At 34.8% G+C, this 21,792-nt stretch carries 13 protein-coding genes; 5 read left to right on the top strand and 8 right to left on the bottom strand.

Annotated elements, in window-relative coordinates; all coding sequences use genetic code 11:
- Nucleotides 1–62: 62 nt before the first annotated feature.
- The 3 genes from LV89_RS18150 to LV89_RS25845 are packed head-to-tail and all read right to left on the bottom strand — an operon-like array spanning nucleotide 63 to nucleotide 4,754.
- Nucleotides 63–1,040 (bottom strand): sugar phosphate isomerase/epimerase family protein, encoded by a 978-nt coding sequence (locus LV89_RS18150; RefSeq protein WP_109744340.1) that lies wholly within the window; start codon nucleotides 1,038–1,040, stop codon nucleotides 63–65.
- Between the two features lie 42 nt (nucleotides 1,041–1,082).
- Nucleotides 1,083–2,252, bottom strand: coding sequence for an MFS transporter (locus tag LV89_RS18155; protein WP_109744341.1), 1,170 nt, complete (start codon nucleotides 2,250–2,252; stop codon nucleotides 1,083–1,085).
- 51 nt (nucleotides 2,253–2,303) lie between these two features.
- A complete protein-coding gene (locus LV89_RS25845; RefSeq protein WP_109744342.1) occupies nucleotides 2,304–4,754 on the bottom strand; it encodes a TonB-dependent receptor in 2,451 nt (816 codons plus the stop codon).
- A gap of 554 nt (nucleotides 4,755–5,308) precedes the next feature.
- On the opposite strand from LV89_RS25845, the gene LV89_RS25850 reads away from it, so the two are divergent.
- On the top strand, nucleotides 5,309–5,431 hold the full coding sequence (locus tag LV89_RS25850; protein WP_262509869.1) for a hypothetical protein: 123 nt from the start codon (nucleotides 5,309–5,311) through the stop codon (nucleotides 5,429–5,431).
- A 530-nt stretch (nucleotides 5,432–5,961) separates the two neighbouring features.
- Here LV89_RS25850 and LV89_RS18165 read toward each other — a convergent pair.
- The 3 genes from LV89_RS18165 to LV89_RS18175 all read right to left on the bottom strand — a co-directional run bounded on the left by LV89_RS18165 (nucleotide 5,962) and on the right by LV89_RS18175 (nucleotide 10,366).
- The gene (locus tag LV89_RS18165; RefSeq protein ID WP_109744343.1) at nucleotides 5,962–8,352 is read right to left on the bottom strand and encodes a TonB-dependent receptor; all 2,391 of its coding nucleotides are present in this window, start codon (nucleotides 8,350–8,352) and stop codon (nucleotides 5,962–5,964) included.
- 62 nt (nucleotides 8,353–8,414) lie between these two features.
- Entirely contained in the window at nucleotides 8,415–9,704 is a 1,290-nt protein-coding gene (locus LV89_RS18170; RefSeq protein WP_109744344.1) for a sensor histidine kinase, read from the bottom strand.
- Entirely contained in the window at nucleotides 9,692–10,366 is a 675-nt protein-coding gene (locus tag LV89_RS18175) for a response regulator transcription factor (RefSeq protein WP_109744345.1), read from the bottom strand. Before LV89_RS18175 ends, LV89_RS18170 begins: the two co-directional genes overlap by 13 nt.
- 1,102 nt (nucleotides 10,367–11,468) lie before the next feature.
- On the opposite strand from LV89_RS18175, the gene LV89_RS18180 reads away from it, so the two are divergent.
- Nucleotides 11,469–12,485: a replication initiation protein gene (locus LV89_RS18180; protein WP_109744346.1), complete on the top strand. Its 1,017-nt coding sequence runs from the start codon at nucleotides 11,469–11,471 to the stop codon at nucleotides 12,483–12,485.
- Nucleotides 12,486–12,614: 129 nt separating this feature from the next.
- Here LV89_RS18180 and LV89_RS18185 read toward each other — a convergent pair whose 3' ends face one another.
- On the bottom strand, nucleotides 12,615–13,658 hold the full coding sequence (locus tag LV89_RS18185; RefSeq protein WP_109744347.1) for a ParB N-terminal domain-containing protein: 1,044 nt from the start codon (nucleotides 13,656–13,658) through the stop codon (nucleotides 12,615–12,617).
- A 12-nt stretch (nucleotides 13,659–13,670) separates the two neighbouring features.
- Nucleotides 13,671–14,615, bottom strand: a complete 945-nt coding sequence (locus LV89_RS18190; RefSeq protein ID WP_109744348.1) for a ParA family protein — start codon at nucleotides 14,613–14,615, stop codon at nucleotides 13,671–13,673.
- Between the two features lie 486 nt (nucleotides 14,616–15,101).
- Between LV89_RS18190 and LV89_RS18195 the strand changes: the two genes are divergently transcribed.
- The 3 genes from LV89_RS18195 (at nucleotide 15,102) to LV89_RS18205 (ending at nucleotide 21,626) form a co-directional block, all read left to right on the top strand.
- A complete protein-coding gene (locus LV89_RS18195) occupies nucleotides 15,102–19,751 on the top strand; it encodes a carbohydrate-binding domain-containing protein (protein ID WP_109744349.1) in 4,650 nt (1,549 codons plus the stop codon).
- 126 nt (nucleotides 19,752–19,877) lie between these two features.
- Nucleotides 19,878–20,213, top strand: coding sequence for a LytR/AlgR family response regulator transcription factor (locus LV89_RS18200; protein WP_109744350.1), 336 nt, complete (start codon nucleotides 19,878–19,880; stop codon nucleotides 20,211–20,213).
- Nucleotides 20,214–20,528: 315 nt separating this feature from the next.
- On the top strand, nucleotides 20,529–21,626 hold the full coding sequence (locus LV89_RS18205) for a FecR family protein (protein WP_109744351.1): 1,098 nt from the start codon (nucleotides 20,529–20,531) through the stop codon (nucleotides 21,624–21,626).
- The last annotated feature ends 166 nt before the right edge of the window (nucleotides 21,627–21,792 follow it).

A 21,792-nucleotide genomic window follows, 5' to 3' on the forward strand; every position in this document is an offset into this window, starting at 1 on the left:
TTTGGTTTAGTATTAGACCTTTTTTAGGAGTCAACCAGTCTCTAATAACCAGCAACCAATCACTAAATAAGTCTTTTAAGCATTTCCTGATGTCTTCTCACTTGCTCTACACTATCAACTTCGTAAATATCTTGAATATGACGATTCCCTTCGTATTCTGAGGCGATGTAACCATTGAAGCCACCTTTTTTCAACACATCAACCACCTCTTTGTACGGAATACTGTACTCGGTATAGTCTTCCAACATTTCAAGGAATTTACCGTGAATGTGAATGATTCTATCAATATGAGGCACTAAACTGATAGGATTCACGTAGGTATTGTGGCGTGAAAGTTCGGCAACTGCCATATCTATACGTTTGTTACTCATGCGGGAAACTTCGTAAATGGTGTATTCTGCCATCACTCCTTTTTCGTGTTGCTCGCACACAAATTTGGCAATTTCGGGGTCAGCACCTTGCCGAATCAATCGGTCAACTTGTACACGTGGCAAACGCTGAGTGAAACCTCCCATATCTGGAATAAAACCAAAATGCTTTGTACCCGTTTTTTCCATTACCTCCCAATGTTTTGCCATCCAAGCAGAGTTAATATTCCAAGGAGCGTGTACTTCAATGCCCAATTTAACATCGTGGTCTTCGGCAAAAGGAATTACCTTTTCCATGATTTGGGGCGTGGTGTTTACGATAACTCGAATTATCTTAAAACCCAATTTATGAGCAAAACGAATATCTTGTTTGAAAGACTCAACCGCTTCATCATCAGACCAATAATGTCCTTTTTTCTTGGTATAATCTAAGAACATATCATGAGCCACTGGCGTAACCTTGTATTTATCCATCCAACCAAACCATTGGTCAACGAAAGCATCAGAAGGTAATTTAGGACAGTTTGCAACACTCTGCTCGCCTATTAATTCAATTCCTGTTGCTCCTGTGGCAGCAGCAGCAGCAATACAATCTTCAAGAGTCATTTTTCTTTGAAAATATTCATCTTGATAGCTGTAAAGACTTACAGCACGTTTTATTAAATTGCTCATTTATTTTTATTAAATGTTGTTTTGAAGTTGAAAGAATGTTTTTTATTCTTTGTCAAAAATATAGTTTACAACCACCATCACCAGACAGATTACGCCAAATACTACGAAGGCATTGAGAATATCGCCCGTTACATTTCTAACAAAACCCACTACAAAAGGCGACACCGAAAGACCAAGAAAAAAACCGCTACTCCAGATACCCATACCACGTCCTCTATATTCGGTAGGAACTGACCTCAACCCGAAAGCTATGAGTACAGGAATTGCCATTCCGCAACCTATTTGCTGAATAATAGCACTTGTCATTACTGAACTTAAATTGGTGGAAATTCCTACGCCAATAAGTCCAATACCAATCATTGAAAACATTAAACCAAACTGAATTCGGTTGCTTTTTGTACCTAATAATTTGAATAACACAGCTCCTAATGGAAGCATCAAACTGGCAACTGCCGTGATTTTACCTACTTCTTTTGGGTCGGAAATACCAATTTTATCTAAGGCAAGCGAAAAATGAAGCGTGTAAACGTAATAAAGCACAGAAGCTATAAAAGTGGTAAAGAATACTTTTACCAATGCTTTTTGGGAAAATTGGAAGTTTCCACTTTGTACGTTGGCAACCGATGGAGCTTTTTGCGTTGGTTCAAAAATAAAGAAATATGCACCGATAGGAATAACAAGCGTGACAGCATAAAGCAAAAATGGATATTGCCAACCTATTGAAGCGAGTTGTCCGCTACCTGTTATTACGAAAAAACCAAACACAGGCCCGATAATACTCTGAATCATCAACCAAGTATTTCTTTTGCTTTGCTCGAAATAATCACCCAAAAGAATATTTGAAATGGTAAGAATGAAGGCTTCGCCGATGCCTAAAATAAGTCGCCCAACGATTAAAGCACTAAAACTTTCTACAAAAAATGGGATAACACCGCCAATTCCGTAAAGAATTGAGAAAATGATTAACAATTTTCTACGACCAATTTTATCCGCTAAAAAACCCGCATACGGGCCAAATAATGCTACGCACAAACCCGGTGCCGAAATCACAAAAGGGGCTAATGTTTCGATGTAAGGCACATCTTTAAAATGATTTCTCAAAGTGGGTACAACAGGCATTAGCGTAATAACCGCCATCATGGGCAATATACTGACCAAAACAATGATAATTCCTTGTGGTATCCCGGCTGTTCGTGTTTGTGTATTTGTCATATTATTGGAAAAATGTTAAAACCGTAGGGGAATTGTTAGTTCCCCACACAATTATTTGAGAAAATGGTAATTCAATTGAGCACCCATCAATCGTGGTGTACCAAAAATCCAGTTATAGATATTAATAGTACCTCCATTAAATGATGAATAAGTAATAATGCGATTATCTTCAAGATTTTGAGCAAACAAGCCTACATCAAATTTTCCTCCTTTGGCGGTATAAGTAATGTTAAGGTCTGTTTTGGTATAAGACGGTTGTTTATCCATCTCATAATTAAAGGCTGTGGTATAATAATTAGATTTGAATAAGGTCTGAATACCTGCATTCAACACGCCACTACCTATTTTAAAATCATGGTTATAGCCTGCCGTAATAGTTACTTTTGGAGCCATTGGAGCTACCTTTCCTGTTAAATCTACGTTTCTGACATCTCCATTTACCACATTGGCAACTGTTTTTAATTCTGAATAAGTGGCATCTAATAAATTTACTGAAAACTTGAATCTATCTGCTTTTGAAGCCACATATTCTCCGTCAATTTCTAAACCATTAACGCTACTAACTCCCGCATTTTGAATTGCCCCACCAATAGCCGTTGAGATAAAAATACTTACTTGTTGATTTTTGTAGTCATAATGGAAAGCCGAAGCATTCAAGCGAAGTTTGTTATTGGCAAATTTGTTTTTAGTACCAATTTCATAAGCCGTAAGGTCTTCTGGATTGTACTGCCCTAAATTGTCAAATCCACCTGCTTTGTAACCTGTGCTAACTTTGGCAAATAACATTTTATTAGCATCCATTTTATATTCAAGTCCCAAAAGCCAAGTAGTTCTATTCCAGCTTCCTTCAGTCGGGATTCCTTCAAAAGGCTTCATGCCAGCTTGGGTAGCGGAAGTAGGTGCATTTGGATAAAAGAATCTGATAATTGACGGAGGACCAAACGGTGCCGAAGCAAGATTACCCCCACCCAATTTTTTTGTATCAGTTGTATTTCTTAAACCAAGTGTTAAACCCAATTTTTCACTAACGTTATAAGTAGCCTGTGCAAAAACTGCCGATGTTTTAGAGCTAACATCTCTGATAAAAAAGTTCAGAAAAGGAATTTGCCCGCCAAAAGCTCCTGCCGCAGATGGTAAAAACAAACCACGTTTGGTCAATTGGTCTTCGTTGCCATAAAAACCACCTAATTGCCAGATTAATTTAGAAGACTCACCATTCAAACGAAGTTCATGACTTTGCGTATTTACACCAATATCATTATAAAAACTGAATGTTTCTGGCACAAAACCGTTTAGGGGTTGATAACCCGTCATGGATACTTTGCGAGTTCCGCCTGAGTAAGTTAGCGTTGCTTTCCCAAAATCATAAGCCATTTTACCTCTTAGTGCCGACTGGTCTATTTTCATAAAACCTGTTGTAGCGACTGGATAATCATTAGGCAAACTGATAGTCCAATTGGTAGGTTCTTTGCCCTTTAAATCTGTAACAGTACCCATATTTACGCCATATTGAGACGGTGCCTGTTGGTCTGTTTTATTTATTTCTCCAGCGATATAAACTGATAATGCTTTGGCAGGATTGAGCGACAAACCCAAACGTGCTGCATACATATTTCCGTTATCTATTTTTCCAACTAATGCACCACCATCACGATAACCATCATGTTTTGATAAAATACCTGCGGCACGAATTGCGGCAATTTTACCCAATGGTAAATTGACCATTCCATTTAATTTCAATGAGTTGTAGTTTCCATAACTCATTCCTAAATCAGCTTCGAGCGTTTGTGTTGGTTTTTTCGCAACAATATTTACTGCACCAGCCGTGGCATTTCTACCATACAATGTTCCTTGAGGGCCTTTCAAAACTTCCACACGGTCAAGGTCAAACATCGAAGCATTCAATGCTATGGGTCTGTTTAAATATTCTCCATCAATTCCCACTGTTACGGCTTGGTCAGAAAGTTCAGCCGCACCTTGATTACTACCTACACCCCGTACATTTATTTGATTAAAAACGGTATTAGTGATAATATTAAGACTCGGAGCAATATTTTGTAATTGAAGTAAATCCGTAATACCTTGTTTCTGAATGTCTTTGCCACGTACCAAATCCATCGTAATAGGTACTCGTTGTGCAGAAACCGAACGATTTTCAGCCGTTACAACTACTTCTTCTAAACTTGCTAAGGCTTCATTCAACGAAATGTTAATCGTTTTTTGGTCGCCAATTATACTTTCTTGTAATTCATATCCTACAAATGAAAAAATCAAGATTTGATTTTTTCGAACATCAATTGTAAAAACTCCTTCTCTATTCGTGGTTGTCCCTTTGTTTGTGCCTTTAATAATGACACTAACTCCTGATAATTTTTCGCCACTATTGGCTGAAACTGTACCCGTAATGTTTTGGGCATAAAGTAATTTGCTGGTAAGCAATAAAAACAATAAATTCAGCATGATACTATGCCGATTTCTGTAAATTGAAAGAGTTTTTTTCATACTTTTGTGGGGGTTTATTTTTCTAAGATTTTAAATTCCACTTTACAATTTGAAGCCATTTCTGTTCGTAGCAGAGGTGGCTTTTTTTATTGAATTATAGAAATATTTTCTTAGACAAAAGTAATATTAGAATAGTATAATTATTTATCTATATTATTCCAATACACTACAATATCAATCAATTTCACAAAACAAGCCCTCATAATAGACAATATGTTCGGCATAAATGGATTTTTTTTGATTACTCGCATCGACGCACTTCCTAAAATATCACGGAATTATAAGATTAGTGATTTATATTAAGAGACGTTATCTTTTAAATTGCCTTTGCTTTTCAGAAAAATTTACCCTCAGTTATTACCAATCTTATACCCATTTTAAAGAGTTGATGCGTACTTTATGGAAGTCGTCTTTCAAAAGGCTACGGTTTATACACAAGTATTTGAATATCTATTTAGAGCCATAGGCTCGGTTAAATTTTGTAGCGGTGGGTTTTAAATTACCGAAAATGATGCGAAAAGCCATTTTAGAGCCAGATGCTCGACCCATTTTAAATGCCTCGTTCCTACGGAACTCAAAAAATGGGCATTTTCATTTTCGGTGGGTTAAAACCCACCGCTACAAAATCGGTCAAGCCTACGGCTTTTTTATTCTATAAATTTGTGTATAAACCGTAGCTTTCAAAACGACGACTTCCGTTGAGGCTCAGCTACGCAATACCTTTTTTAAATTGTATTATTATTGAATTGTTAGAAAATAAGTACCAACCCTTATCAAATAGAATGCGGCAAAAATTACTTATGAAAAGTTTAGTTTCAAGTAATAATGAGTATGAGAGTTTAATCAAGCCTTTCAAAATAAGAAGAATATAAAAATAGGCTATCGAAGCAGATGATTGAGCAAAAGCGAATGGCAACGCTCATCAATAATATGTATAAACGGGATTGGTCTGAACGAAAATAAACCAATCATTTTTGTGAACATAGAAGTCACAAAATGATTGGTTTATTACGTTATGAATTATGGGAAATTTACTCAGAAAGCCCCTTCAATAGAAATTAGGCGATAAGTAATGAGACAAATTAAAGTGTCATTTTAATATTAGACTTCTTGCGAAAGTGTTTTATCAACTCTATGGACTATGCAATTTGAACTATATTTTAAACTGTACGCTACTTACTTTTACCATTAGCATAATTTTAGTTGTTTAAAATTCTTTAGAAAACTTATTCTCCATCAATTTGTCTTTCAACAAAGATTTGAAGGAATACGCATAAGTAATCATAATTGCTCTGGTATCGGCTTTTTGATTTCTAACACTATTAAAATCTGTGCTATAAACATTTGTACCACTTTGAAGCGTATTAAAAACATCAACAAGCACTAAACCCAATCTTGCATTTCCTTTTCCAAGTTTTTGCTGAAAACCCAAATCAACATTATAAAGTGGAATTAAACGCCCCTGAGGCGTTGTTTGAGCAGAATTATAATTGCCGATAATCTGTAATTTTCCCCTTTTAGAAACATTAAAATTATTAATAAGTTTTCCGAACCAGTTAAAAGAACTTTGCACAACATCTGTTGCAATATTACTACCGTTTAGTTCTTGTTGAAACAAGGTTAAACTGGCATTTAAGTCGTAAAACTGCCCAATTTTTGTGGTAAAAATGTTTTCTAAACCATAACTATTGGCAGTACCAATATTCACAGGCAAACGCAAAACCACTCCATTTCCCATTGATTGTAAATAAGCTCTAATGGTGTTTTCAGAATGACGATAAAACAAGTTTGTAGAAAGCGTTGTATTATCCCATTCTTTATTATAGCCCATTTCAAGAGCTTGAATAATTTCAGGCTTTAAAAAAGGGTTTCCACTGTGCGGATTTAGCACGTCAGTAATATCAACAAATGGGTTCAATTCATCTAATTCTGGACGGTTGATTCTTTTGGCATAACTCAATTTCCAAAATTCAGACGCATTTATGGCATAACTAATATTAGCCGTTGGGAAAAACTTTAAATATTGATTAGAAAACTGAGTGCTTTTATTCGTTGTCTCTCCATTATTGTTTACATTTTCCATTCTTAAACCCAACTCATATTTCAATTTTCCAGCCTCAGAATTACCTATATACGAATGAAAAAGTGCATAAAAAGCATGAATTTGCTCGTTGAACTTAAAGATATTAGTAGTCGCTGTATTAATTACATAAACATTATCTTTCTTGTCGGCAGCCTCATAATCAGTGGTAATGTTACGAAAAGTAGCTTTATAACCTGTTTCTAAAATACCGTTGGTGGTAAGTGGCACGCCATAATCAATGATGATATTTGAAATATTAGAATCTTCATTATTATGCGTTCTTTGTAAAAAAGGGCTTCCTGCCAAAGCTAAACTTTCCGCTAAATTTTGGGTGACAATATCTGTATTTTCGTTACTTTTTTCAAGGGAAGTTGTAATATTTGCCGAGAAAGTTTTTTGTGGATTATCGAATTTTCGGGTATAATTTAAAGCAAATTCACCCACTTTAGCTTTTTGATATTCCCATGAATGACGGTCATTTCCAGAGACAAAACCATTATTCGACTTCTGAATAATACTTACTAAATCTTCATCATTATCTTGTGCTTTAAAATTCCCAATCGCTTCAAAAGCAAAACTATTTTTTTCATTTGGCGAAAAATCAAGGTTCAATTTTAGATTTTGTAATCGCTCCATTCTTTCATCCTTTCTATTTTGATTAATCAGGTAAGTATCAGGCAAATTAAAGTTAGTACGTTGTGAAGTAATGTTTTTTATTCTTCCCGCAAAACGATTATCATATCCCAAACCTATATTCCATTTCTCCGTTTTATGATTTAAAATCAGAGAACTACTCGCTCTACCCCTCGCACCAAAGCCTGCTCCTACCACAATAGCTCCGTTTGTGCCACTTTGATTATTTTTTTTGAGTTTAATATTGATAATTCCACTCTGTGCGTTGGCATCATATTTGGCAGATGCGTTGTTGATAACTTCAATACTTTCGATGCTACTGGCGGGTATTTGGTCGGCATTTGCCAGTTTAGAATTTCGCCCGTTAATCAAAATCAAGGGTGTTTTTCCTCGCAAGGTGATAGCTCCATCGGCATCGACGGCAATGGTTGGTGTACTTTTTAATAGGTCGGTTGCTGTCCCTCCTATTTGTGCGATATTGGCAGCAGCATTTACCACAAAACCTTCATTAGTTTTTTCAATAAGCTTTTTTTGAGTAGTAACCACAACTTCATTCAACAATTTTGTATCTGTAAAAAGCTGAATATCAGTTAAATTAACCACAGAACTATTGATTTTCTTACTTTGTGACAAATAACCAATCAGCGATATTTTCATTAAAAAATCACCCTGTTCTGGCAATTGAAAATGGTATTTTCCAAGCGAATCGGTTACAGCAAAATACAGAACTTTGGTTGTATCAATCATTTTAGACAAGGTAACATTCGCAAATTCGACAGGTTGTTGTTTATCAAGGATTCTTCCAGAAAGGCTTATATTTTTTTGGGCAAAAGAGGTTATGCTCGTTACGAACAGAATAATGATTATCAGAAATTTCTTCATTTTTAGAATTTTAAATTATTATGGCACAAATCACTTACTGAATTTTGAAGAAATTTTGAATTTTAGAAAATTATCCTAAAAATATGAAAATCATTTTCGTAAGAATAGCTGATTTGCCAAGTATGCAGGTCGGTTATTTTCTTCACAATGGCTAAACCTAAGCCATTTCCTTGCGTAGAAACATTGGTTTTGGCAAAACGATGAAAAAGTTGAGTTTGTGGAATAGCCTCATTTTTGCCTGTATTTTTTACTTCCAAACTCGTTTGATTTAAACATATTTCAATACTACCACCAACGTCATTATGCCTGATTGCATTGAATAGTAGATTATTTATCAATATTTCGGCAAGGGAAAAATTAGCAAAATGAACAGATTTTTCGGCAGATTTTATGTTTAATTTTATTTGTTTAGTATCACATTGTTCTTGCCAAAAATCTAAGTTTGAGATTAATAGGCTATTCAAATTAACTTCATTTTTATCGAATATTTGTTGGTCGAGCCGACTGAGCAATAATAGATTTTTATTCAACCGACTAAGCCGAGAAGTAGCTTCATTTAGCTGCTCCAAAAGTTGCATTTGTTGGTTTGTAAGTTCTGGAACTTGTAAAAATGTATCAATCTTCGACTTTAATATGGCTACGGGGGTTTGGAGTTCGTGGGCAGCATTTTCGGCAAATTCACGTTGAATTTTATACGATTTACTGACACGATTTACCAAATCAGTTAAAACCGACATCAAACGATTGAATTCATTAATATTTGACGTAAAAAATTGGGGAGATGTTTCCGATTTCTCAATTTCAAAGGTTTCTAAAACTGCTAAATTTTGGTAAAATGATTGCCAAATCCTTTTATTGAGCCAACGAGTTATCAAGATTGTCCCCAATAAAATGAAAATCAATAACACGATGATAAATTGAATAATTTTCACAAACCAATCTCTTTCTTCGATGAGGTTTTGTTTAATTTGAACGGTAAAGGGCTTGTTTTCTATTAAAACCGAAGAATATAAAACTCGATAAGGCTCATGTTCATCTACAAGGGTATCGTAAAAAAATTGCTGTTGAATATAATCTTTGGTGATAATTTGAGCAGTATCAGTTATTTTGAAATCACGATTAAAACGATTCCATTGATAAATATCTGTTGTCTTTAATTTTGGTAAAATGTATTTCTGAAATTCGTTTTTCTCTAATTTCAGCCCTTCATCAACATCATCGAGATACAGTTTTTGAAACCAAACGAAAATAATAGGGATAAAAAGTAACAACAATAAAAATGCAAAAATCAAATAGCCTTTGAGCGTTTGATTTAACAATTTTGATTCTTTTTTGGTAGTTAGCTTTGCCATTTATATCCTAATCCGTAAACTGTTTTTATATAGTCGTTTGCCCCTGCGGCTGATATTTTTTTCTTCAGATTTTTAATATGTGCATAGATAAAATCGTGGTTTTCAAGCATATCAGCCATATCTCCAGAAAGGTATTCTGCTAAAACAGCTTTTGAAAGCACACGGTTTTTATTGCCAATCAGATAAACCATTAGGTCAAATTCTTTTTTGGTTACATCAATTAATTGTCCATTGACATGAATGGTTTTTGCCAAAATCTCAACCCGAATTTCGTTAAAAATAAGGGTATTATTTCCTTCAAACTTTTTCCGACGAATAACGGCTTGTATTCTCGCCATCAATTCTGCTAAATGAAACGGTTTCATTAAAAAATCATCTGCTCCTAAATTTAGCCCTTCAATTCTGATTTCTAAAGTATCTTTTGCAGAAATAATGATAATGCCATCCAGTTTTTGAGCCTCTTTCAATTGTTCGAGAAGAGCCATTCCATTTCCGTCGGGTAAACTGAGGTCAAGCAAAATACAGTCATAATCATAACTCTGAATTTTATCGCTGGCATCTTTAAAAGTTGCCACCCATTCACAGATAGTTTCCTGATTACTCAAGTAATTGATAATATCCAATGCCAAAGTTTTTTCGTCTTCTATTAGTAATATTTTCATTTGAAAGAAACCGTTTTTATAAATGAATACGTAAAAAAGAGGGTTTTAGTCTCTAAAAGAGGGTAATTTGGCTATTTATTTACTTTGCTAAAGTAGAACTAAGAACTTCTTTAAAAGTCTTTGTTCAATAAGAGGTCAATACTATTACAATGTACTTAATAGACTTCCTGCGAAAGTGTTTTAAGTCATAAAACACTTTCGCAGGAAGTCTATTAAAGCTCTATTGCCCGACGAAGTTACTATTCCTTTTCTATTTGCAATACTCACCGATAGCTTTAAACGGAGGTTTTTGTAATTTTTCAAATGAGCAAAACCTCCCTAAAAAATACATTAAGCGGAGATTTTTGCAAAAGAAAATAATACTTAATTAACTAATAATCAAACACTTGCGTTTTATTTATTTTATCACAATTAATTAAAACAAGGCAAAATCTATTTAAAGTATGCAAATACATTTCTTCAAGCGGAGTTTTTTGTCACAAAACATATCTTTAACAACCTAAAAATCAACCACTTACATCAATTGTGGAAAAACACAAAATTCTTCTATTTATAATTAAGTTTTTCCCATAGGCTCTAAATTATAATAAGCGGAGATTTTTGCAAAAACAATCATTCGTAATCTACTGTAAATGAACTACTTACAAATACATGTCGATAATATTCAATACTTTTTTTTCAATAAACAACAAATTATTCTATCTCATAAATGTCATAAGCGGAGTTTTTTGTAAAAAATATTATTTCTATTTATTTAAAAATCAATCACTTAGCGATAAAACGGAGATTTTTGTAAGCATTTGAATAGTCAATTATCTTTCTTATTAAGTTCTACTGTGGATATTTTACCAAACAAAAGCTAAAACCTATTATTTTTAGTAATTGGCTCTTGATTTTTATTTAATTTATCAAAATAATTTGTTTGATTTAGGGCGTTCTAACTTGTTGATTTTCAATATATTACTGGCATTAAGCGGAGTTTTTTGTAAGCGAAGCGGAGTTTTTTGTAAAAATTTCAAAAATAAGCGGAGTTTTTTGTAGCGTTAAGCGGAGTTTTTTGTAAAATTGCTTATATTTGTTTAACCTAAAAGTTAATACCTAAATGGAAGAATTAATACATATTGAAAGTACCGAAGAAACTTATCAAGAGCACCCATTCATACCTAATCGAAAATTAAATTATTTGCCAAATCAAATAATTATCAGTAGTACAAAGTTCACGAGAGTGGAACAGAAACTATTTGAAATGTTTGTGAATCAAATAAATTACGCCATGATTAAGGCAAATCATTCTCTAATTGTGAGAATACCGATTGTCGAGGTTAAAAAGTTTGTTAGAGCAAGTCAAATTTTGGAAGTCACGCACTCTATGGCAAGTAAAGTGATGACATTATTCGACATGAATAATCCACAACATCGATTCGCCCACATTCCCATTTTTACATTAGTCGCTTATAATCAAGATAATTCTGGCTTCTTGGAGTTTAGAACAAACTCCCTTTTTACGCCATATCTTGCCAGTTTAGGGTCGGAATACACAAAGTATGACTATAAGACAATTATGGGTTTTAAATCAATCTATTCGTCTTTATTGTACAAATTAGTAAGAATGCAATTAGGGCAACGCAAAACAAATTTCACTTATTCCGTTATTGGTCTGAAAGCCTTCTTACAAGTAGATAAAAAGTATGATGATTTAAAGGACTTAAAAAGAAATGTATTAGCTCCTGCCATTAAAGAATTAGCAGAAATGCCAATTCCTATCGAAATAGAAATTACCAATACAGGCGGAAAAATTAGAAATGTTACCCATTTTGATTTTAAAATAACAACGACTTTAGATATTAGTCGAAAAGAGAAAGAAGATTTCAAGTTCGCAGTGGCACAAAATCCAGAAGCTGTTTTTGCTCAAATTGAGCATATTATTCGTTCTGAATATACTTTCTCAAAGGCACAACAACAACAAATCATTGATACACAGGAGTTATTAAATATTTTTATCAATTTACATCTTGAAATTATTTCAGGAATACACCCACAAATCAGAAATAAAACGAAATGGATGTTGGCTTGCTTAGGTTTAATTAATACAAAAATAAATGCTGTAAGCAAGGATTAAACAGCTTCGGGAAAAAGGATTTATGGAATTATGAATGACGAGTTTTTATTAAAATCTATTTCAAGATAACTTTACACAAAAAAGAGGGGCATCAATGTACAATACATTAATACCCCTCTCCTATTCTTGTTAATTCTTCATTAACTTTTTCTTATACTTTAAGATTTCCTCAATCAATTTATCACAGTCTTCAGCCCGATTTATCGTCTTGACCATTTGAATAAGTTTGTCTTGATTTTTATTGGTTTGAACTTCCAATTTTGCTACTTCAACGCTAACATTCGGAGAGGTCAATAAATCATCAATTTGGGTCAGAAGAGTATCCGATTCTTTTAATTTCCCGATTTCAATAATTGTACTTTTATTGACAGGCGATTTCCCTTGTAATATATCATTTTTAATTTCAGCAGGAAGTCGGTCTAATCCTTTTGCAAAATCTGCATCACGGCGAATCGTCTTTTCATTTACATTAAATTGTTCCGCTAATTGTTCTGAAAGACTCGCTTTTTTCACCGTCTGGACATTTTGTCCACTCGGTTGATTTTGCTCATTAAACGGAGATGTTTCTTCTGTATTTTTCACCGTCTGGACATTTTGTCCACTCGGTTGGTTTTGGTCATCGTTTTGAGGTGTTTCTTCCGTATTATCCACCGTCTGGACATTTTGTCCACTCGGTGGATTTGATGTAAATTTTCCTCCATCTCCTCTTTGTATTTGGCTATTTTTCAGAGAGTTATATTTTAATCCACGAAAATAAGAAATTTGTTCTACCGATAAGTTTCTTCGTCCTAATTGATGGTCAATCATGTAGTCAAAAACCTTATCGAAATTGGCAAATTCTACCACTACAATTTTAAAATCGATATTAAATTTCTGACAAATTTCATAACGGTTATGTCCATCAATTAAAACAAAACAAGGCTCGTCAGATAAACCTGCATTAGGCTGAGCAATATTAAGTGTAGTTTCCCAAACGGTTAAAGCATCTTTACAGCCAAACTCCAAAATATTTTGTTCGAGCTGCTTTTTTTCGTCGGGTAAAAGAGGCGGAATAAATCTTTTTATCTCTTCTAAAATGATTATATCTTTTTTTATTTTTTCAGTCTGAGAATACATCGCTGCTGGCGTAGATGCTTTTGTATTAACCATTGCAGACATAAAGTTTTTTGCCATTGAAATAAGTATTTAGATAATGAAAAATTCCTTTGCTAACTCCGCATATTGTTGTGCAACGGGAGATTTTGGAGAATATGAAAATATATCTTGTTGTGCCACTTGCGACTGTTGGATAATGGTTGCTCGTTCAATAAAAATATTAAAAATTGGAATGTGTTTATACTCTGTTTTCACATAATCCATCATTTGTTTATGCACCAAAGTATTTTCGGTGACCATTGTAAACAAAATTCCTTTGACAATAAGCGTAGGGTTTGATTCCTCACGAACTTCATAAATACGATTAAACAAACTATCAACACCATACAAAGCTGAGGCTTCAGGTTGTAGCGGAATTATACACAAATCAGACGCAACCAAGGCATTTGTTGTAAAAATATTCAAAGCAGGAGGGCAGTCAATCAAGATAAAATCAAAATCTTCACTTACTTTTTGAAGTCTATTTTTTAAACGTTTTTCGTTGCCAATTGAGTTTATCAGTTCCAATTCTCGATAAGCCATTTTGATATTAGAAGGCGATAAAGACAAATTCTCAGCTAAAGGAATAATTGGCAAGTCCTCTTTGCTCAATAAAGCGTCTATAACTTGACTTTCTGTTTCGTGAACCCCGCAACATTGAGACGTATTTCCTTGCGAATCAAAATCAACTAACAAAACTTTAAAACCTGAAATAGCCAGAGCCTTCCCCAAATTTATAGTCGTTGTAGTTTTACCGACACCTCCTTTGTGATTGACTATTGAAATGATTTTCGCCTTTGAAAACAATTCATCAGCGTAGCCATATTCTCTTAAAACAGGCTCTAAAAATTGACAATGTTTTTCATTTAAACGAAGCGTGCCACTCACAACTTTATGCAACGTTCGAGAAGGTAAACCTGCTTCTTTTTCCACTTGCGTTAAGTTTAAAGCGGGTTTGTGTTTTAAAAATTTTAAGACTTTTTCTGGAGTAATCATATCAATATCTTTTTTTACAAATATGCAATATTTTATCTAAAAATTAAAATAAAGTACATTTTTTGCATAATTTGTTCTAAAAGATTGAAATCGAATTATAAATATTTCTATCTTCTATTTTCTCTTCTAAAACTCCCAAATTCATACACAAGGTTTAATTATCAGGTGAATTAGTCTGTACATCTATTCTCGCTTAGAACAAATCTTAGATAGGTTACAAGCACCCAATTCGTCAAGTACAGGTTGTGTAAATCCTTAATTATCAAGCGATTTAATCATAAAACTCTTTGGACTCACTGCTTATTGATTACCATGTTGTTTGAACTCTCTCCAACTCATTCAAGATAAAATACAAAAATAAAAGGGTATAATCTAACCTTTCTGACATCCTTAAACTCGAAATGCCTTAAAATTCGACTGAAGAATATTTTTCGCTACGAATACATTAATCGCATTCAGCATCTCCATACTCTTAAAAAATAAACCATGAAAAAAATATTCCTTTTCTTACGTGTGTTATTGCTATCGGCTTTTTTTCTTACAGGTTGGCAGTCAAACGGACAAAGTACCTTTATTCACCCCGGTATTTCTCATAAGAAATCTGACCTCGACCGAATGAAATCTATGGTCGCTGCTGGTATTGAACCTTGGAAATCCTCTTATCTGTCTTTGGCATCAAGTCAATATGCAAGTTATAATTATTCTGTTCGTGGAAATTCCTCAACAACTCAATTGATAAATGTATCAACAATGAGTGGTTTTAATTATGAAAGTATAAAATTTGATGGATTAGCGGCACATCTCAATGCGATTATGTGGTACATTACAGGAGACGAACGACACGCCCAAAAAGCCGTTGAAATATTTAATGCTTGGTCAAATATCACCGCAATTAAAACATCGGGAACAAGAAGTTTAGATGCAGGACGGGTCATTTGGAAAATGCTTGAAGGAGCAGAAATTATCAAAAGTACATACAGTGGTTGGTCACTTGCAGACCAAAATCGTTTCAAAGCAATGCTCGTGTATCCGGGATATTCTACAACGACCGTTCCTACAACGGCTATCAATAATGAAGAAGTTTCTTTCTATTGGTTTATGTATAACGGTGACTCTGGACGACACGGAAATCAAGGTATTTTTGGCATGAGAGGCATTGCAGCAATGGGTATTTTCTTGGACAATAGAGTAATGTACGACCGTGCCATAAGATATTTAAAAGGTTTACCCCACAGAGCAGATGATTTGGCGTATCCGAGTGGCCCGCCAATTAATGGAGCAACGCCTACAAGTGCCTCTAATGAATACTTAAATGTGTACTCATTAAGCGGTTTTGAAAATACCGTAGAAGATTATGGCTATAATGAATTGATTGCTAATTATGTCTATGAAAACGGACAATGTCAGGAAAGTGCTCGTGACCAAAGTCATTCATTAAATGGTATCGGTAACATTTTGACCATTGCAGAAATGGCTTGGAATCAGGGCGATGACCTTTATGGATTTTTAGACAACAGGCTTTTACTCGGCATGGAATACAGTTACCGATATAATGTTTCGCTTAATTATTCATATCCCGACCAATTAACACCTTGGGAGCCAACAGTTGCTTCTGGCGAATTTTTCGATAGAAGAGAACGCACAGGAAGATGGCAGTCCTTGAAGATGAATCCTACTAACGAAGGTATGACTGCAACAAGCCGTGCAGTAGGTTTTAAATTTGATAAAGCTCCCATCGGTGAAATGACTTTGGGACATTATAGAGACAGACTTGGGTTGACTTCCGACAAATACAAATGGACGCAAAGAGCCTTTGATATTTCAACACAGGAATTAGGTTACGAAGGACAGGGTTTTGATGTGGATTACCCGGGTTGGGGAGGATTAACGTTTCACCGCCCAAATTTATGCTCAGGTGACCCATGCTCAATAGTAGATGGAAAACGAGTATTTGCCATCAATCAAATTCCCGGTACTATTGAAGCTGAAAATTTTGATTTTATTCCCATTGATGGGCAAGATAAAACATATTTTGAAAATACTTCTACCAATATAGGCGGACAATATAGAACTACGGAGGCTGTTGATATTGAGGATTGTACTGAAGGCGGGAATAATCTTACGTCATTAGAAAATGGAGAATGGGTAAATTATACGGTCAATGTTCCGACTTCGGGACGTTATAAACTTGATATTCGATATGCTTCAATGGCAACAGGAGGCAAAATAAAAATCGAATATAAAGGAATTGACAAAACAGGTGAATTTGATATTCCCTTTGGTGGCGTCAATTCAACAGGCTCTCAAGATTGGAAAACATTGACGGTTGCACCAAACTTCACGCTTCATGCGGGAGTTCAAAGCATGAGATTAAAAATATCGGGAAACAGTAATGCTTTTCAGTTAAACAATTTTTCCATTTCATATTTAGGAGCTTTACCAACTCAGACAATTACGTTTCCTTCAATTACGACAAAAACAATTGGAACAGCCGATTTTGACCCAAATGCCACATCAAGTGCGGGTTTAGCAATAACTTATACGAGTTCAAATCCTGCTGTGGCGACTATCGTCAATGGGCTAATTCATATTGTTGGTAGTGGTTCAACTACCATCACGGCATCGCAAGGGGGCGATGAAAATTATGCTCCAGCAACCAGTATCAATCGTACATTTTTAGTAACGGGTATCGGGGCAGGCGATTATATATCCACTGGAAATATGAATTGGAACGGAGGAACATGGAGTATTTCAGACGGGAATGGAGGCGTTAGTGGCACCACTACCACCGCACCAACTTCTGCGGTAAATGTTCATATTTTGAGTGGGCATACGGTAACACTTGCCACCACCGCAGGAAATTGCAAAAGTTTAACGGTACAGTCTGGAGCTACTTTAACAGAAACAATTGCTTTAACAGTAGTAGGAAATTTGGTAATGGACGGAACAATGACCAATACCGCTGCCATAACAGCCAATTCAGACGTTTTTGTGGGCGGAATCTGGACGGCTTCTGGAAATTTAACCATTGCCAAAAGCTTTACTTTACAATCTTCGGGTGTATATAAATCATCTACCGCTCCAAGTGGTTCTGTATTTAGCCTAACCATCAACGGAAATGATGCCATTGTCAGAATTGATGGTACTCTTGGCGGAACAACTTCTGGCAATAGCACAGTAGGAGAGGGGCTAAGATTATATTTTGGAGGAACAGGCGTTGTAACGCTCACAGGTACAGGCGTTGTCAATATTGCTCGATTTCAACCCGTTTCTGGAAATAATAATGTCCAAAATTTTGTAATTGATATTGATATGAATTTGGGCAATAATAGTGTTCAATCAAGTGGAGTAAATACCTTCTCGCTGAATGCTGGAAGTGGTACAAAAACTCTAACCATAAATACAGGTAAAACGGTCAAGATTACGAATTCGAGCGGTTCTTTTCATTCTCCAACCAATGCAACTGAGGACAATACAACGGCTGCATTAAAATTAGGAGGAACAAATAACTACGGAAATATGACGTACAACATTAACGGTACACTTGATGTTAGTTTAGCTCATTTTGTGCTTTATAATCATACAAATACGTCAAATCCTTCGGCAAGTCAAATCCTTACGGTAAATGTAGGTACTCAGGGAATACTAAAATTAGGTTCTGATATAAGAATGGCAAAAAGCGTAGCAACCCAAAAAATATATGTAAATGTAGCAGATGGTGGCGTGATTGATGCCACAACCGCACCCCTAAATTTAACCGTTGCTCCTGTCAGTGCCAACGGACATACAACCAACAATTCGGGTTTATCGTGGTTTACATTAGCACCTTCCGCAATTTATAAACAAAATGTTTCTTCGGGTGTAAATACTCCGTTGTGGGTTGGTACGACCAATACAAATTATAATCCTTTGAGAATTAATCCCACAACCTCAACCACCGTTGAAGTAAAAGTTCAAAATGGTTTTTCTCCATCTGGTTTATTAACTGCCACAACCGAAAAAGCAATTAATAGAACTTGGAATATTACGCCAACAATTGCCTCATCATCAACCTTGAGCTTTGGTTACAATGCAACTGATAAGAATACAGGGAACAATCCCGCTTCAAGCATGAAGTTGTTACACTACAATCAAACCAATGCAACTTGGGAAAATTTAGCATCTTCAACGCCTGTTGCTGGTATTGGCACAGATTACTCCGTTTCATATAACAACATAAGCAGTTTTTCTCCATTTGTTTTAGGAAATGTTTTCACCATTCCTGTCAGCATCACCAATCTGAATACATTTTATTGCCAAACAGCTTCAGAAGTATTGTTAACATCTTCTCCAACAGGCGGCACATTCACAATTGATGGAAATGCCGCTACGGCTTTAAAACCAAATGAATTAAGTATTGGCACACACACCATTGTTTATACGCATTCTGACGGGGAAAGTACAGATACCAAAACGGTACAAATTGGTGTTTCAGCTCCAACAATTAGTGTATCAAACTCGCTCATTTGTAAGGGTGAAAACGCAACCCTTTCGATAAATAATTGTACAGGAACAGTTACATGGTCAACAGGAGCAACGGGCAATTCATTAGTGGTAAATCCGCAGTTAACAAGTAATTATAAAGCCATTTGTTCAGAAAATGGATGTAATAGTGATTCAAGTTTGGTAACAACAGTTACGGTAAATTCACCAAACATTCCGACAGTCGCCAACGATATTTCTATTATTTCTCAAACACCAACAACGCTTACCGCAACAGGTTGTGAGGGTACTTTAATATGGTTTAATGCAGGAAATAATCAAGAAGTTTCCATGCCAATTGCACCCGAAAGCACACAAGTCTATTACGCAAAATGCTCTCAAACGGTGAATGGACTTACTTGTTTAAGCAGTCAATCTACCAATATTACCGTCAATGTTGGAAGCATCATTATTAGTATTGCTTCTGGAGATTGGGAAAATGCAAGCACTTGGAATCTCAACCGAGTTCCTTCATCAACCGATTTTGTGGTGATAGATTCGAGCCATACGGTAACAATTTCTACTGCCAATGCCACTGCCAATAAGTTAGCATATAGACAAAATGCTCAAATTAATTTTGCGAATACCACCGCCAAATTAGTCATGGGAAATTAGGGAACATGGCAATTCAAAGAATTTTATAGGTAGAATTTTCATGAAATAAATTTGAGCTTAACCAGATTTATTTCACGAAAATTTCTTCCAGTATTTCTTTTCTCAAATACTATTCTTTCTCAAATCATGAAAATATATTCACCTAAAGGCAATCAATCGCTGCTTGTGATTAATCAAAAGAAATCTTCTAAAGTATTGATAAACAATGTTGTGTTATTAAAAGGCGACATTAATTATACAACGTTCTATCTCAAAAATGGAAATAAAAAAGTTGTAGCAAGAACTTTAAAATTTTTTGAAGCCTATCTTCAAACACATGGTTTTTTAAGAATTCATCGCTCGTATATCATCAATCCTAATTTTATAAAAGAGTGTAGCGAATCGCATGATTTTTTGACGATGATTAACGGTCTGAAAGCCAATATTTCAAGAAGAAGAAAACACACCTTGAAATTTTCATGATATGTTTGGATTCAAAAACGCTCGAACTTCCAATTTTAGAACGCCTTTAGAAGGGTAAAATATTCTCTTCCTGAGCATTACAACAAACCTTTTTCTCCATATTTTTTTATTACTTTTAATTTTTCAAAAAAAAATATAAATAACAAGGGTATATATTATCATCAAGTGCATCCTTATGTAAATATTGATTTGATTCAATTTCAACTTTGATTTTTACAAAATTGCGAAACAACAATAAAAGTGTTGTGAACATAAGGAAAGCCGTGTAATATACCTCTAAGGGCAATATCCCTTTAAAGATTAGAAGTTTAAATTATGAAAGATTACAGCACATTTAAAGCAGAAGACTTTGCCGAAGATTTATCTTTTAGAAGATATGTTTTAGCAACTGACGAAGAGGATATTTCATTTTGGAATGAATGGATTTTGATGAATCCTTCAAAGAAGGATGAAATTTTGAAAGGAAAAGAGATTCTGTTGTCAATCATAAATGCGTTTAATCAGATTGGTGATGAAGAAATTGAGCAAGAAATCGCCAATCTCAATGTTAAAATTGATGAAAAGGAAAACGCAAAAAGTATAAAGAAACTGCCTTTCCAGAAAATTTGGTGGCAAGTTGCTGCTGTTTTGGCTTTTGCTTTTGGGTTATGGTTTTACAATTATAATTCACAGTCAAAAACAACAAATTACGACGGATTAACCAGTTTAATTGAAAAGGACGAACGCATTGAAAAGGTTAATTCGGGAGATAAATTAATGGTTGTGACGCTTTCAGACGGAAGCTCAATTGTTTTAGAAAAGGGAAGTCGTATTAGTTATCCAAAACATTTTAGTAAAGGCAAAAGAGAAGTTATTCTGTCGGGTGAAGCCTTTTTTGAAATTGCCAAAGACCCAAGTATGCCTTTTTATGTTTATACTAACAATTTGGTTACGAAGGTTTTAGGAACAAGTTTTTCAATACAAGAAGATAAGCAGACAAACAACATAAAAGTAATTGTAAAAACAGGACGAGTTTCTGTTTTTGCCAGAACAGAAGAGAATTTAGAAAAGCAACAAGCAAATTCAAATTTGGCAGGATTGGTTTTAACGCCCAATCAGCAAGTGGTGTTTAATTCAGAAGACCTCAATTTAGTAAGGACACTCGTAGAAACGCCCAATGTAGTTGAACTACCCATTAAACAAGAACAGTTTGAATTTGAGAAAACGCCTATTCATGAGGTTTTCGCCACTTTGGAAAGATTTTACGGATTGAAAATCGTTTATGATGCCGAAGTGATGAAAAAGTGCTACTTAACAGCCTCATTGAATGATGAACCTTTATTTGAAAAACTAAATCTAATTTGTAAAACAATTGATGCTCGTTATGAGCAAATAGACGCTCAAATCATTATTTACAGCAAAGGATGCCTATAATTTTTTCATTTTGCATAAACGATAAAGCATAAAAGAAGCATATTTTTTTGAGTAAAAAGACAAAGGTGTTGGTACCACCTTTGTCTTGGAAACCCCAAGTTCTTTGGCACAGAACAGAATCCGTTAAAATTAACGGAGGGGCTTTGTATTGCCGAAATCTTACAAA

The organism is Arcicella aurantiaca (assembly GCF_003148625.1).
Lineage (GTDB): Bacteria > Bacteroidota > Bacteroidia > Cytophagales > Spirosomataceae > Arcicella > Arcicella aurantiaca.

Bases quoted from the DNA above. Each gene is read 5' to 3' on its own strand.
- LV89_RS18155 (WP_109744341.1), bottom strand. From the start codon at position 2,252: ATGACAAATACACAAACACGAACAGCCGGGATACCACAAGGAATTATC.
- LV89_RS25845 (WP_109744342.1), bottom strand. From the start codon at position 4,754: ATGAAAAAAACTCTTTCAATTTACAGAAATCGGCATAGTATCATGCTG.
- LV89_RS18190 (WP_109744348.1), bottom strand. From the start codon at position 14,615: ATGATTACTCCAGAAAAAGTCTTAAAATTTTTAAAACACAAACCCGCT.
- LV89_RS18165 (WP_109744343.1), bottom strand. From the start codon at position 8,352: ATGAAGAAATTTCTGATAATCATTATTCTGTTCGTAACGAGCATAACC.
- LV89_RS18180 (WP_109744346.1), top strand. From the start codon at position 11,469: ATGGAAGAATTAATACATATTGAAAGTACCGAAGAAACTTATCAAGAG.
- LV89_RS18175 (WP_109744345.1), bottom strand. From the start codon at position 10,366: ATGAAAATATTACTAATAGAAGACGAAAAAACTTTGGCATTGGATATT.
- LV89_RS18185 (WP_109744347.1), bottom strand. From the start codon at position 13,658: ATGGCAAAAAACTTTATGTCTGCAATGGTTAATACAAAAGCATCTACG.
- LV89_RS18205 (WP_109744351.1), top strand. From the start codon at position 20,529: ATGAAAGATTACAGCACATTTAAAGCAGAAGACTTTGCCGAAGATTTA.
- LV89_RS25850 (WP_262509869.1), top strand. From the start codon at position 5,309: ATGCCTCGTTCCTACGGAACTCAAAAAATGGGCATTTTCATTTTCGGT.
- LV89_RS18150 (WP_109744340.1), bottom strand. From the start codon at position 1,040: ATGAGCAATTTAATAAAACGTGCTGTAAGTCTTTACAGCTATCAAGAT.
- LV89_RS18195 (WP_109744349.1), top strand. From the start codon at position 15,102: ATGAAAAAAATATTCCTTTTCTTACGTGTGTTATTGCTATCGGCTTTT.
- LV89_RS18170 (WP_109744344.1), bottom strand. From the start codon at position 9,704: ATGGCAAAGCTAACTACCAAAAAAGAATCAAAATTGTTAAATCAAACG.
- LV89_RS18200 (WP_109744350.1), top strand. From the start codon at position 19,878: ATGAAAATATATTCACCTAAAGGCAATCAATCGCTGCTTGTGATTAAT.